The following is a 13,122-nucleotide window of genomic DNA, read 5'->3' on the forward strand; positions in this document are numbered from 1 at the left end:
ACCACGGGATCGCCTTGCCGGCCAGCGGGTAGAACGTGGCCGGGGAGGCGAAGCGGTAGAGATTGAAGCGATCTTTCATTCGAGGGCGATCTTCAGGGCGGCGGCCGAGGCCCAGGGGGCGAAGCCGAGTGAGGCAAAGGTCATGGCGGCGAGCAGGGAGAGGTGTCCTTCTCCCCCGAGCCCGGACACCGTCGCGTCAACCGCGCCAGCGCCGAATATTAACACCGGGATGTAGAGGGGCAGAACCAGCAGCGACAGCAGCACGCCGCCGCCGCGCAGGCCGAGGGTCAGCGCCGCGCCGATGGCGCCGATGCCGGACAGCGCCGGCGTGCCGAGCAGGATGGCGCCGGTGAGCACGACCAGGGCGTCGGTCGACAGGTCGAACTGGATGCCGAGCACGGGCGCGATCAGCGCCAGCGGCAGGCCGGAAACCAGCCAGTGAGCGATCACTTTCCCGGTAACGACCAGGCCGAGCGGATGCGGCGCCAGCGCCAGTTGTTCGAGCGTGCCGTCGCGATGGTCGTCGGCGAACAGGCGGGGCAGCGACAGCATGGTGGCGAGCAGGGCGGCGACCCACAGCACGCCGGGGGCGAGCTTGCGCAGCAGGTCGGGTTCCGGGCCGATGCCGAGCGGGAAGAGGCTGACCACGATGACGAAGAAGAACAGCGCGGAGACGATATCGGCCTGGCGGCGCATGGCCAGCTTGAGGTCGCGGCCGACGACGGCGAAGATGATTTTCAGCATGCCCTGTCAGCTCAGCTTGAGTTCGCGCACGGTGCCGGCCGGGATGGCGACCAGCTGGTGCGTGGTCATCACGGCCAGCCCGCCGCGTTGCAGGTGGGCGGAAATGATGCCGGCCAGCCAGTCGACGGCGGCCACGTCGAGGGCGACGAAGGGTTCGTCGAGCACCCACAGCGGGCGGCGCTCCTTGACCAGGCGGGCCAGCGCGACGCGGCGTTTCTGGCCTTGCGACAGGTATTTGCAGGCAAGATCCTCGCGCCCGGCGAGGCCGACCTGTTCCAGCGCGTCGAGGGCGTCGTCCTCGGACAGCGTCTCGTCCGCCAGGTGGGCCGAGGCGAGCAGGTTCTCGAGCGGGGTCAATTCTTCCTTGATGGCGTTCAGGTGGCCGAGGTAACACAGGTCGGCGCGGAATTCGTCGCCGCTGCTGCGGATGGACTTACCCTTCCAGCGGATTTCGCCGGCCTCGGGCGGCAGCAGGCCGATGATCATGCGCAGCAGGCTGGTCTTGCCGGCGCCGTTGCGGCCTTGCAGGTAAAGCAGTTCCCCGGCTTCCAGCTGGAAGCCGAGGCCTGCGAACAGGCGGCGCTCGCCGCGCACGCATTCCAGATTGTCAGCTTCAAGCATCAGGGGGAAAACCGAAAGAAATCAGGGGCAAATTATGAACGCGCAAGTTTAGCGGCAGATTGACGATCATCAAACAAAACAAGCAGCAAAAAACCGGGGCGCAGCGGCGGCCTATCGCCTTCTGGATTGAGCGGAAATCAGGACCTCGGCCTGGGTTTGCCGGATGCGTTCGTTGAGTTCCGCGGTGCAGGCGCAGAATTCCTGGCGCAGCGCGTCGCGCGCCGGGATGTCGCCGGCCTGGTGCCGGCCGATCAGCTGCGCCCCCATGGCATGGGCGCGGGCGTGGATCTCGGGGATCGTCCCGAAGGCTTCGATCGCTGCGTAGCGCTGGCTGCCGGTACTGTTGTACCAGCGTGCAAAGCGGCAGGTCGCATGCTCGGTGGCCGGCGGCGGGGTGCTTCCCGTGGTGTCGTCCAGATAGGCGTGCAGGGAGCGGGTCCAGCGCTTGTGGTCGACTTCGGCGATCAGCATGGGCAGGTCTTCGCGCGACCAGTTGAAGGCGGTGCCCAGGTTCCACAATTCATCGGGCTGGAACCTGGCGATCCAGCCCGGCAATTCCGCGGCGGGCATCGGGCGGGCGATGCCGAAGCCCTGGGCCATGTCGCAACCGAGCAGGAGGAGCACCAGGCCGTGCTCGACGGTCTCGACCCCTTCGGCGATGACGGAGCGGCGGAAGGCCTGGGTCAGGCCGATGACGCCTTCGACGATGGCCAGATCGTCCGGGTTGTCGAGCATGTCGCGGACGAAGGACTGGTCAATTTTCAGGATGTCGGCGGGCAGTCGCCGGAAATAGGTCAGCGAGGAGTAGCCGGTGCCGAAATCGTCGAGCGCGAAGCTGACGCCGAGGTCGCGGCATTCCGCAAACAGCGCGGCGGTGGTCCCGACATCGGCGAGGGCTGCCGTTTCGAGGATTTCGAGCTCGATCTGTTGCGGCTGGACAGCGGGGTAGCGGCCGAGCAATTCGCTCAGGCGCTGCGAGAAGCCCGGGTTTTGCAGGTGGTTGCCGGCGATGTTGATGCTGACCGAAACCCGGAGGCCCGATTCGCTGAGCCAGGCATCGAGCTGCCTCAGTGTTTCGTCGATCACCCAGTCGCCGATTTCGATGGCTGTTTCGGTGCCTTCGACGACGGGCAGGAAGCTGGCCGGCAGCAGCACGCCGCGTTCGGGGTGCTGCCAGCGGATCAGCGCTTCGGCCCCGACCACCGTTCCCTTGCGCATGTCCACCTTGGGCTGGAAGTAGATCCTGAACTCATTGCCGGCCAGGGCCTCGCGGATGCGGCCGATCTCCTCCCGGCGGATGCGGGCGCGGCGGTCGTTTTCCGGGTCGAACAGGTGATAGCGGTTGAGCCCGGCCTGCTTGGCGGCATACATCGCCTGGTCGGCGTGGCGCAGCAGGGTGTCGGAGTCGGCGCCGTCGTGCGGGTAGAGCGTCACGCCGATGCTGGCGGCAACGGAAACCTGGCGCTGCGAGACGCGGAAGGGCTGGGCCAGCGCGCTGATGATGCGGCCCATGGCGAGCTCGCACTCGTGCAGGTCGTCGAGGTTGGCGATGAGCAGCACGAACTCGTCGCCGCCCAGGCGGGCGACGGTATCCCCGGCCCGGACGCAGGTCTTCAGGCGCTGGGCGACGTCGATCAGCAGGTAGTCGCCGACCGAGTGGCCGAATTCGTCGTTGATCGGCTTGAAGTTGTCGAGATCGAGGTAGCAGACGGCCAGCATCTTGCCGCTGCGTTCGGTTTGCGCCATCGCCAGGCGCATGCGGTCGCCGAGCAGCATGCGGTTGGGCAACTGGGTCAGGGCGTCGAAATGGGCCAGGTGCTCGAGGCGCTGCTGGTGCTGCTTGATGACCGTGATGTCGGAGAAGATGGCGACATAGTGGGAGATCGAGCCGCCGCCGTCATGGACGGCCGAAATGGTCAGCTGTTCGACGAAGATCTCGCCGGATTTCTTGCGGTTCCAGATTTCTCCCTGCCAGTAGCCGTCCTGCTCGATGGTCTGCCACATCTGCTCGTAAAAGGCGGCATCGTGGTGCCCGGACTTGAGCAGCTCCGGTGTCTGCCCGATGGCTTCGGCCCGGCTGTAGCCGGTCAGTTCGGTGAAGGTGCTGTTGACCTCGACGATCCGGCCGGTCTGGTTGGTGATCATGATGCCTTCGTGGGCATTGTCGAACACGCTGGCGGCCAGGCGCTGCCTTTCCTCGGCGCGCAAACGTTCGCTGATGTCCTGGGAGACGCCGATCAGCACCGGTTTCCCGTCCCAGTAGCCCCGCATGACCCGGGTTTCGATCTGGATTTCGTTGCCGTTGACGCACAGGATCGGCAGCGGGCAGCTGGTCGTGCGGCCGGCCAGGATGTCGGCCATGCGCGCTTCGGCCTGCTCGCGCAGGTTGGCGGGGTGTACGGTCAGGATGGGCTTGCCCTTGAGCGCCTCCTGGTCGTAGCCGAGGGTTTCGGTCACCGCCCGGTTGTAATGCAGGATGATGCCGTCGCTGTCGAGGACGAAAATGAAATCGCTCAGCGCATCGAAGACGCCGCTGAGGTTTTGTTGCAGGCGCCGGGATTGGTCAAGGGCGTTCAGCCGCTGTACGGTCTGGCCGATGGAGCGGCCCAGGGTTTCCAGCGAATGCAGGGTGGCCGGGGAAATGCACGAGGTCAGTTTGCCCCCCAGCAGCAGGCAGGCGATGGGGCATTCCTCGATCAGGATGGGCAGCAGCACCAGGCAGCGCAGGCCGTCGTCGCGCAGGATGGCCGGGTCCAGCGGATGGCTGTCGGGCGGTTCGCCGGTGTCGGCCAGCGGCAGGCAGACCGGCTTGCCCTGGCCGGCCTGGCGGGCGAAAGGGCTGGTCGAGGGGAAGCTGAGCGTCCGACCGATGAGCTCGAGGGACAGGCCTTCGTGGGCCAGCAACTGGTAGCTGCCGTCCGGAGCGGGAAGATAGGCGCTGCCGACGCTCAGTTCGGGGAAGCGCAGCATGGCCTTGAGCAAGGAGGCCATGACTTTCTCGCGACTCGGCTCGGCGGCGAGGCGTTGCGCCAGGTCGTGCTCGATTTCCAGACGCAGGGCGGCGTTTTTCCGTTCGGCGATGTCGACGGCCGATGCGATCAGCACGGAACGGCCGAAGTAGCTGGCCGTATGGAGGCGCACCTCGATCGGGAAGATCTGGCCCCGGGCGTTGCGGGCCAGGGTTTCGAATACCTGCGGCAGGCCGGACAGGGCGGCGCTGATCCGGTCGTCGATGGCCGGCAGGTCGCACAGCCCGGGCAGGACCAGGAACTCGTGCGTCTGGCCGATCAGCTCGCCGCGCGGAAAGCCGAAGAGTTGCTCGGCGCTGCTGTTGGCATCGAGAAAGCGCCGGTCGTCCGCCTGGATGAACAGGGCCTCGCCGATGCTGTCGAAGATGCCGCGAAAGGTGTTCAGGCTGCTGCTGCGCTCCTCGGCATTGCGCAGATGTTCGACGATCAGCGCGGTCATGTGCGCGGCCTGGGCGATCAGGCCGAGGTAGGCCTCGGTGGGTTTCGCCGGCGAGCGGTAGTAGGCGGTGAAGGTGCCGAGCAGTTGCCCGTGCGAGCCGAGCACCGGTTCGGACCAGCAGGCCGAGAACGTGCCCGCCTTGGCGAGATCGCAGTGCCGGACCCAGTTCGGGTGCTCGAAGACGTTGTCGACGATGATACGCTGGCGCAGGGCCGCGGCGGCGCCGGACGAGCCGGAGTCGGGGGCGATGGCCAGCCCGTCGATGGCGCGGTGGTACGCCGCCGGCATGCTGGGTGCTGCGCCGATGCTCAGCGACCGGCCCTGGGGGTCGGCGAGCATGATCGAGCAGCGCCAGCCGGGAATCTCGGCCTCGAACGACAGCGCGATCAGCTCGAGCACCTTGTCCAGGCTGTCGCCGCCGATGAGCGCCGACAAGGCCGTGTTGCGCAGGTGCATCGCCTCGGCGGCGCGGCGGCGTTCGGAAATGTCCTGGGCAAACCCGACGGTGCCCAGCAGCGCGCCATCTTCGTCGACCACGGGGGCCTTGTAGGTCTCGTGCCAGACGGCGCTGCGGCGGAGCATGACGGGTTCGACGATCACCTTCTTTTGCCGCGACGCCATGATCGCGCGGTCGTCGGCGCGGTAATGCTCGGCCAGCGCCTGCGGCCAGAGGTCGAGGTCGTTCTTGCCGATCAGGCTGTCCGTCCGGTCGCATTCCGCGGCTTCGGCCAGGGCGCGATTGACGGTCAGGAAGCGCGACTCGGTATCCTTCAGCCAGACCGGGAAGGGGAAGTTGTCGAGCAGCGCGCGCTGGTAGCGCTCCTTGCGCGCGGTGTCCTCCAGCAGTTTCTCGCGGGCCTGCGCCATGGCCTGCCGCTCGCAGATGGCATGATCCAGCAGCTCGTGCTTGAGCGGGGTCATCAGCGCGTGTTCGGAAAGCAGGCCGACCAGGTTGCCGTCGCGGTCGACGACGGCCAGGTGGCGTATGCCGTGGTCGAGCATGCGCTGGGCCGCCTCGGCGAGCGGCCGGTCGAAGCCGATGCCGATGGTCGGGCTGGTCATCACGGCGCCCAGCAGCGAGGTGCCTTCGCCGCGCAGGAAGAGGCGGACGACGTCGTGCTCGGTGACGATGCCCAGCGGCCTGCGTCCATCGACGACGATGGCGCAGCTGCAGCGGACGGCCTCCATCGCGGTCAGCGCGTCGCCCAGCCCGGCATCCGGCGGCAGGCGCGGGAAGCTCGTCTCCATCAGCGTGTCGACGCTGTTCAGGTGCATGAAGAAATCGGGGCCGAGGTACTTGCGGAAGTCGGACTCGTTGACGGTGCCGACCGGCAGTCCGGCCTGGTCGGTGACGACGATGCGGCGTATGCCGAGGTGCGCGGCCTCCCGATAGGCCGCACGGAAATCGGTGTCGGCTGTAACACTGTGAACCGGGCTGCTCATCGTCTCCCGGGCCGGCTGCTCCGGCGAACCGCCGCGACGCATGGCGCGCAGCAGGTCGCTTTCGGTAACGATGCCGACGGCGACGCCGTTCTCGACGACGATGACGGAGGAGATGCCGCGCTCGAGCATCCGCGAGGCAGCCTCGCGCAGGCTGGTCTCCGGTGCAATGCGATCGCTGCGATCTTTAACCAGCTCGATGATTGTGGGCACGCGCTCCTCCTTCAGCAAATTTTAGAACGAGTACGTCTCATTTGTACTGATGCCGATCAATTATGGCGAAAGGCGTAACAGTTGCCGTGGAATCAATCTTTCCACTTTGGATGATCGTCTTTCAGTTGCATCGCGTCGGCGCGTTTTTGCGGAACGGCTTCCTCATTGGTAAATGCTTTGATTTTTATCAAGAAAGCCCGCTTCGTCCCGGCGTGGCACACGCCTTGCGTTGGCTGCTTACCACGCGCCAATACAAACGGGGGATTGCCAAGTGACAGAGACATTCTATGAAGTGCTGCGCCGCCAGGGGATTACCCGGCGCAGCTTCCTGAAATTCTGCAGCCTGACCGCGACCTCGCTCGGGTTGGGTTCCGCAGCCGCGCCGCGCATCGCCCATGCGCTCGAAACCAAGGCCCGCACGCCGGTCATCTGGCTGCACGGCCTGGAATGCACCTGCTGTTCCGAATCCTTCATCCGCTCGGCGCACCCGCTGACCAAGGATGTGGTCCTCTCCATGCTGTCGCTCGATTACGACGACACGCTGATGGCCGCCGCCGGCCACCAGGCCGAGGCGATCATCGAAGAGGTCAAGAAGAAGTACAAGGGCAACTACATCGTCGCCGTCGAGGGCAATCCGCCGCTCAACGAAGACGGCATGTTCTGCATCCACGGCGGCCGGCCCTTCGTCGAGGTGCTGAAGGAAACCTGCGCCGACGCCAAGGCCATCATCAGCTGGGGCGCCTGCGCCTCCTACGGCTGCGTGCAGGCCGCCAAGCCCAACCCGACGCGCGCCACGCCGGTGCACAAGGTTATTTCCGGCAAGCCGATCATCAACGTGCCGGGCTGCCCGCCGATCGCCGAGGTGATGACCGGCGTCGTCACCTACATGCTGACCTTCGACCGCATTCCCGAGCTGGATCGCCAGGGCCGCCCGAAGATGTTCTACGGCCAGCGCATCCACGACAAGTGCTACCGCCGCGGCCACTTCGACGCCGGCCAGTTCGCCGAGGCCTGGGACGACGAGGGTTCGCGCAAGGGCTACTGCCTGTACAAGATGGGCTGCAAGGGGCCGACTACCTACAACGCCTGCTCGTCGATGCGCTGGAACGGCGGCGTCAGCTGGCCGGTGCAATCGGGCCACGGCTGTATCGGCTGCTCGGAAGAGGGTTTCTGGGACAAGGGCAGCTTCTACGACCGGGTGACCTCGATCACGCCGTTCGGCGCCGAGTCCAACGCCGACTCCATCGGCAAGGCCGCCGCCGGCACCGTCGGCGCCGCGATTGCCGCCCACGCCGCGGTAACGGCGCTGGCCCGCGCCCGCCAGAAGGCCGGCGAGACTGAAGACAAGAAAGGGGAATAATTAGATGGCTGCCTACGAAACCCAGGGCTTCAAGCTCGACAACTCCGGCAAGCGCGTCGTCGTCGACCCGGTCTGCCGCATCGAGGGCCACCTGCGGGTGGAAGTGAACCTCGACGACAAGAACGTCATCCGCAACGCAGTGTCCACCGGCACCATGTGGCGCGGTCTCGAAGTCATCCTCAAGGGCCGTGACCCGCGCGACGCCTGGGCCTTCACCGAGCGCATCTGCGGCGTGTGCACCGGCACCCATGCGCTGACCTCGGTGCGTTCGGTCGAGGACGCGCTGAACATCAAGATTCCGGAAAACGCCAACAGCATCCGCAACATCATGCAGCTGAACCTGCAGGTGCATGACCACCTGGTGCACTTCTACCACCTGCACGCGCTCGACTGGGTCGATGTCGTGTCGGCGCTGAAGGCCGATCCGAAGGCAACTTCGACGCTGGCGCAGAGCATCTCCAAGTGGCCGCTGTCGTCGCCGGGCTATTTCCGCGACATCCAGAACCGCCTGAAGAAATTCGTCGAATCCGGCCAGCTCGGTCCGTTCATGAACGGCTACTGGGGCAACCCGGCGTACAAGCTGCCGCCGGAAGCCAACCTGATGGCCGTCGCCCACTACCTGGAAGCGCTCGATTTCCAGAAGGAAATCGTCAAGGTGCACACCATCTTCGGCGGCAAGAACCCGCACCCGAACTGGCTGGTCGGCGGCGTGCCCTGCGCCATCAACCTCGAGGGCGTCGGCGCCGTCGGGGCGGTGAACATGGAGCGCCTGAACCTGGTCAAGAGCATCATTGACCGCTGCATCGAATTCACCGAGCAGGTCTACATTCCGGACCTGATCGCCATCGCCAAGTTCTACAAGGGCTGGCTGTACGGCGGCGGCCTGTCGTCGAAGAACGTCATGTCCTACGGCGACATCCCGGACAAGGCCAACGACTACTCGGCCAGCAACCTGATGCTGCCGCGCGGTGCCATCATCAACGGCGACCTGTCCAAGGTACATGAGGTCGATCTGCGCGACGTCGAGCAGGTGCAGGAATTCGTCGCCCACTCCTGGTACAAGTACCCGGACGAAACCAAGGGCCTGCACCCGTGGGACGGCGTCACCGAGCCGAGCTTCGTGCTCGGCCCCAACACCAAGGGCACCAAGACCAACATCAAGGAACTCGACGAAGGCGGCAAGTATTCGTGGATCAAGGCGCCGCGCTGGCGCGGCCATGCCATGGAAGTCGGCCCGCTGGCCCGCTACATCATCGGCTACGCCCAGAAGAACCCGGAGTTCAAGGAACCGGTCGATGCCCTGCTCAAGGAACTCGACGTGCCGGTCACCGCGCTGTTCTCGACCCTCGGCCGCACCGCCGCGCGCGGCCTGGAATGCGGCTGGGCCGCCAACAAGATGTCCTACTTCTTCGACAAGCTGATGGCCAACCTCAAGGCCGGCGACCTGAATACGGCGAACATCGAGAAGTGGGAGCCGAGCACCTGGCCGAAGGAAGCCAAGGGCGTCGGTTTCACCGAAGCGCCGCGCGGCGCGCTCGGCCACTGGATCAAGATCAAGGACACCAAGATCGACAACTACCAGTGCGTCGTGCCGACCACCTGGAACGGCGGCCCGCGCGACCACAAGGGCCAGATCGGCGCCTTCGAGGCCTCGCTGATGGACACCCCGGTGGCCAAGGCCGACGAACCGCTGGAAATCCTGCGCACGCTGCATTCCTTCGATCCCTGCCTGGCCTGCTCGACGCACGTGATGAGCCCGGACGGCCAGGAAATGACGTCGGTCAAGGTCCGCTGAGCGGTCCGGAAAGGAGGCAATCATGCTCTCTCAACAGGACATGCTGGAGGCCGAACGGCACGGCAAACAGGTCCGTTCGATCTATGTCTACGAAGCGCCGGTGCGGCTCTGGCACTGGATCAACGCCTTGTGCATGGTGGTTCTCGCGGTGACCGGCTACTTCATCGGCAAACCCTTGCCGACGGTGCCCGGCGAAGCCGCCGAGAACTTCCTGATGGGCTATATCCGCTTTGCCCATTTCGCGGCGGCCTACATCTTCGCCGTCGGCCTGCTCGGCCGCATCTACTGGGCCGTCGTCGGCAATCACCACGCCAAGCAGATCTTCAAGCTGCCGATCGCCAATCCGCACTGGTGGAGCGAGGTGTTCTTCGAGTTGCGCTGGTACATGTTCCTCGAGCGGACGCCGAAGAAATACGTCGGCCACAACCCGATGGCCCAGCTGATGATGTTCTTCTTCTTCACGGTGCTGGCGGTCGGCATGGTGTTCACCGGCTTCGCGCTGTACAGCGAAGGCGCCGGGCTCGGCCACTGGAGCGACGTGCTGTTCGGCTGGGTCATCCCGCTGCTCGGCGGCTCGATGCAGGTGCATAGCCTGCACCGGCTGGGCATGTGGATCATGATGACCTTCGTGCTGGTGCATGTCTATGCGGCCATCCGCGAAGACATCATGAGCCGTCAATCGCTGATCTCCACGATGATCAGCGGCTGGCGGATGTTCAAGGACTGATCGTCATGTCGGCCCGGATCGCCCGCCCGGTGCCCGTCGCGCAGCGCTGCTGCCGGCGCGGCTTCGCCGGCGGCCGGGCTTAAGGTTTACCTTGCGTTTGCCCCGGCTCGCACCCTCACGCGACCGGGGCGTTTTTTTCGGAAGATGACTATGAATTCCAAACGCATCCTGGTTCTCGGCATCGGCAACCTGCTGTGGGCCGACGAAGGCTTTGGCGTGCGCTGCGTCGAGGCGATCAATGCCGGCTGGACCTTTCCGTCGCAGGTGACGCTGATGGACGGCGGTACGCAGGGTCTCTACCTGCTGCCCTACGTCCAGGAAGCCGATTGCCTGCTGGTCTTCGACGCTGTCGACTACGGCGATGCGCCGGGGACGATGCGCGAAGTGGTGGGCGATCAGGTGCCGCGCTTCATGGGTGCCAAGAAGATGAGCCTGCACCAGACCGGTTTCCAGGAGGTGCTGATGGCCGCCGAGCTGACCGGCAAGCTGCCGCAGGAACTGGTGCTCATCGGCGTCCAGCCCGAGGAACTCGAGGACTACGGCGGCAGCCTGCGCGACGTGGTCAAGGCGCAGATGGCGCCGGCCCTCGTCAAGGCGCTCGCCTGGCTGGCGCGCTGGGATGCGCCGGGCAGCGTGCGCGATGCCGCGGCCGAGCCGATCACCGACGCGGCGCTGGCCATCGACGTGTACGAGGGCGAGCGCCCGCCGGCCGACCAGGCCTATCGCCTGGGCGACGCCCGTTTCCTGAACCTGGAAGCCGCCTGACATGTGCCTCGGCATTCCCGCGCAGGTCATCGAATCCGGCGAACATTTCGCGCGCTGTCGCAGCCGCAACGGCGAACTGCGGGTCGATCTCAGCCTGGTCGGCAGGCAGCCGCCGGGAACCTGGCTGCTCACCTTTCTCGATGCGGCGCGCGAGATCATCCCGGCCGAGCGGGCGGCGACCGTCGATGCGGCGCTCGACGCGCTGGCCGCAGCCCAGTCCGGCGCCACCGATTTTTCCGCCTTCTTCGCGGATCTCGACCGCGAGCCCCAACTCCCCGACTTTCTGAGGACACAACAATCATGAGCCTCCAACTCTCTCCCGGCCCGACCTCGCTCGACCGTCTGCAGTCGGCCATCGCCCGCATGCAGAGCAAGCACGACTTCCGCCGCCTCGAAGGCGACAGCCCCGAGTTTCCCGACGGCCTCGCGGCCGTGCTGGTCACCGACGACCCACAGCGCAACCTCGAGGTGCTCGACGCCTGCGTCATCCTGCCCGAGGCACTCAAGCCGCTGGGCGAGCAGATTTTCCGCCATGTCGCGGGACCCGATACGGCGCCGGCCCTGATGCAGAAATACGGCATCGCCCGCGCCCCGGCCGTCGTCTTCCTGCGCGACGGCGAATTTGTCGGTTCCCTGAACGGCATTCGCGACTGGAACGAATACCAGTCCGAAGTCGCCCGCCTGCTGAGCGGCCCGGCCCAGCCGAAGCCGATCGGCATTCCTGTTCGTGTTGCTGCGCCTGGAGGTTGCGTATGAATCCGTCGACGATGCGTCCTTTCCCGATTTCCGTTGTCGCCATGGGGCCCGGCTCCCAGGGCGAGGAAGCGCCGGACTACCTGCCCATGCCCAAGGGCATGGAAACCTTTCACCAGCCCCGCCTGCCGGACAACGCGTCGCCGGAGTCCGTCGACCAGGCGGCCCGCCTGCTCGGCGTCTTCCTCGAGGGCGCGGCGCAGGCCGGCATGGCCGGCGGCGCCAAGCTCGACCTGCTCGGGCTGGAGGCCGGGGTGCGCGATGTGATCAACCAGTCGATGGGCTTCGGCGAAGTCAGCGCCTTCACCACCGCCCCGGAACAGTGGCGCGTGCAGGAAACGGCATTCGCCGGCATCTGGCGCGTGCTCAAGATGGCCGACGACGGCGCGATGATGGCCGACCGCCTGGAAACCGGCGCCATTCCCGCGGTGCTCACCGATGCCATGCTGCGGGCGGCCGAAGCCACGCTGCCGGCGCCCGAGTATCCGGTCGGCTGCATGAACGCCCAGGCCCTGATCGAGGAAATCCGCATGCAGGCCGCCGCGTTCAAGCCGGGGCAGCCGGCGCACATCATCAACCTGACCCTGCTGCCGGTGTCCGACGCCGATCTCGACACCCTGTACGGCTGGCTGGGGCACCGCGAGGTGTCGCTGCTGTCGCGCGGCTACGGCAACTGCCGCATCACCAGCACGCGGCTGCGCAACGTCTGGTGGGTGCAGTACTTCAACAGCATGGACACGCTGATCCTGAACTCCATCGAAATCGTCGGCATGCCCGATGTGGCGCTGGCGGCGGACGAGGATTTCGGCGATTCGGTCGAGCGCCTGGGCGAATACCTCGACATGATGGTCGAGACCGTCTGAGCCGCTGCGCCGGGACGTACGCGCCGCAACGCGAAGCGGGCTTCGTGCCGCTGGCGCGGCGGCGCGTACTCGCGTTAGCATGGGCGTGCGCGTCCTTTCGCCAACCACCAAGCTGATCATTGACCATGCGATTCGAAGGTTCACATCTCGGCGTCAAGCCGGAAGACAAGCTGGAATGCGGCATCTGCTGGTGGGTCTACGACCCCGAGCACGGTGACGACGTACGCGGCATCCCACCCGGAGTGCCGTTCGCCGAACTGCCCGACGACTGGTGCTGCCCGGGCTGCGATGCGCCTAAGCATAAGTTCATGGTGACCGAATGAGCAGGGAGCAAGGCTCCAAGGCTTGCCTTGGAGTGCGACCGACCGCGAAC

At 66.0% G+C, this 13,122-nt stretch carries 12 protein-coding genes; 9 read left to right on the forward strand and 3 right to left on the reverse strand.

Annotation, left to right across the window (positions count from 1 at the left end):
• Nucleotides 1–75: 75 nt before the first annotated feature.
• From ccmB to Q0P59_RS19210, 3 genes are all read right to left on the reverse strand, one after another.
• Nucleotides 76–744: a heme exporter protein CcmB gene (ccmB, locus tag Q0P59_RS19200; protein WP_295009411.1), complete on the reverse strand. Its 669-nt coding sequence runs from the start codon at nucleotides 742–744 to the stop codon at nucleotides 76–78.
• Between the two features lie 6 nt (nucleotides 745–750).
• Nucleotides 751–1,365, reverse strand: coding sequence for a cytochrome c biogenesis heme-transporting ATPase CcmA (ccmA, locus tag Q0P59_RS19205; protein WP_295009413.1), 615 nt, complete (start codon nucleotides 1,363–1,365; stop codon nucleotides 751–753).
• 111 nt (nucleotides 1,366–1,476) lie between these two features.
• A complete protein-coding gene (locus tag Q0P59_RS19210; protein WP_295009415.1) occupies nucleotides 1,477–6,486 on the reverse strand; it encodes an EAL domain-containing protein in 5,010 nt (1,669 codons plus the stop codon).
• A gap of 62 nt (nucleotides 6,487–6,548) precedes the next feature.
• Between Q0P59_RS19210 and Q0P59_RS19215 the strand changes: the two genes are divergently transcribed.
• The 9 genes from Q0P59_RS19215 (at nucleotide 6,549) to Q0P59_RS19255 (ending at nucleotide 13,072) form a co-directional block, all read left to right on the forward strand.
• Complete coding sequence (locus Q0P59_RS19215) at nucleotides 6,549–6,761, forward strand: hypothetical protein (RefSeq protein ID WP_295009417.1); 213 nt, start codon at nucleotides 6,549–6,551, stop codon at nucleotides 6,759–6,761.
• Nucleotides 6,758–7,846 (forward strand): hydrogenase small subunit, encoded by a 1,089-nt coding sequence (locus Q0P59_RS19220; protein WP_295009419.1) that lies wholly within the window; start codon nucleotides 6,758–6,760, stop codon nucleotides 7,844–7,846. Before Q0P59_RS19215 ends, Q0P59_RS19220 begins: the two co-directional genes overlap by 4 nt.
• Before the next feature lie 4 nt (nucleotides 7,847–7,850).
• Nucleotides 7,851–9,641 (forward strand): nickel-dependent hydrogenase large subunit, encoded by a 1,791-nt coding sequence (locus Q0P59_RS19225; protein WP_295009421.1) that lies wholly within the window; start codon nucleotides 7,851–7,853, stop codon nucleotides 9,639–9,641.
• 22 nt (nucleotides 9,642–9,663) lie between these two features.
• A complete protein-coding gene (cybH, locus tag Q0P59_RS19230) occupies nucleotides 9,664–10,368 on the forward strand; it encodes a Ni/Fe-hydrogenase, b-type cytochrome subunit (RefSeq protein ID WP_295009422.1) in 705 nt (234 codons plus the stop codon).
• 150 nt (nucleotides 10,369–10,518) lie between these two features.
• A complete protein-coding gene (locus Q0P59_RS19235) occupies nucleotides 10,519–11,133 on the forward strand; it encodes a HyaD/HybD family hydrogenase maturation endopeptidase (RefSeq protein ID WP_295009424.1) in 615 nt (204 codons plus the stop codon).
• Between the two features lies 1 nt (nucleotide 11,134).
• Nucleotides 11,135–11,437, forward strand: coding sequence for a HypC/HybG/HupF family hydrogenase formation chaperone (locus Q0P59_RS19240; protein ID WP_295009426.1), 303 nt, complete (start codon nucleotides 11,135–11,137; stop codon nucleotides 11,435–11,437).
• Nucleotides 11,434–11,889 carry a hypothetical protein gene (locus tag Q0P59_RS19245; RefSeq protein ID WP_295009428.1) on the forward strand — a complete coding sequence of 152 codons (456 nt, stop codon included), beginning with the start codon at nucleotides 11,434–11,436 and terminating at the stop codon, nucleotides 11,887–11,889. The genes Q0P59_RS19240 and Q0P59_RS19245 overlap by 4 nt, the downstream gene beginning before the upstream one ends.
• Nucleotides 11,886–12,749: a hydrogenase expression/formation protein gene (locus tag Q0P59_RS19250; protein ID WP_295009430.1), complete on the forward strand. Its 864-nt coding sequence runs from the start codon at nucleotides 11,886–11,888 to the stop codon at nucleotides 12,747–12,749. Before Q0P59_RS19245 ends, Q0P59_RS19250 begins: the two co-directional genes overlap by 4 nt.
• Nucleotides 12,750–12,874: 125 nt before the next feature.
• Nucleotides 12,875–13,072, forward strand: coding sequence for a rubredoxin (locus tag Q0P59_RS19255; RefSeq protein ID WP_295009431.1), 198 nt, complete (start codon nucleotides 12,875–12,877; stop codon nucleotides 13,070–13,072).
• Nucleotides 13,073–13,122: the final 50 nt, after the last annotated feature.

Source organism: uncultured Dechloromonas sp., assembly GCF_945957265.1.
Classification (GTDB): domain Bacteria; phylum Pseudomonadota; class Gammaproteobacteria; order Burkholderiales; family Rhodocyclaceae; genus Azonexus.

What these genes read in the sequence shown, in the direction of transcription:
- cybH (WP_295009422.1), top strand. Translation starts at nt 9,664, where the DNA reads ATGCTCTCTCAACAGGACATGCTGGAGGCCGAACGGCACGGCAAACAG.
- Q0P59_RS19245 (WP_295009428.1), top strand. Translation starts at nt 11,434, where the DNA reads ATGAGCCTCCAACTCTCTCCCGGCCCGACCTCGCTCGACCGTCTGCAG.
- Q0P59_RS19225 (WP_295009421.1), top strand. Translation starts at nt 7,851, where the DNA reads ATGGCTGCCTACGAAACCCAGGGCTTCAAGCTCGACAACTCCGGCAAG.
- Q0P59_RS19250 (WP_295009430.1), top strand. Translation starts at nt 11,886, where the DNA reads ATGAATCCGTCGACGATGCGTCCTTTCCCGATTTCCGTTGTCGCCATG.
- Q0P59_RS19255 (WP_295009431.1), top strand. Translation starts at nt 12,875, where the DNA reads ATGCGATTCGAAGGTTCACATCTCGGCGTCAAGCCGGAAGACAAGCTG.
- Q0P59_RS19240 (WP_295009426.1), top strand. Translation starts at nt 11,135, where the DNA reads ATGTGCCTCGGCATTCCCGCGCAGGTCATCGAATCCGGCGAACATTTC.
- Q0P59_RS19215 (WP_295009417.1), top strand. Translation starts at nt 6,549, where the DNA reads ATGGCGAAAGGCGTAACAGTTGCCGTGGAATCAATCTTTCCACTTTGG.
- ccmB (WP_295009411.1), bottom strand. Translation starts at nt 744, where the DNA reads ATGCTGAAAATCATCTTCGCCGTCGTCGGCCGCGACCTCAAGCTGGCC.
- Q0P59_RS19235 (WP_295009424.1), top strand. Translation starts at nt 10,519, where the DNA reads ATGAATTCCAAACGCATCCTGGTTCTCGGCATCGGCAACCTGCTGTGG.
- ccmA (WP_295009413.1), bottom strand. Translation starts at nt 1,365, where the DNA reads ATGCTTGAAGCTGACAATCTGGAATGCGTGCGCGGCGAGCGCCGCCTG.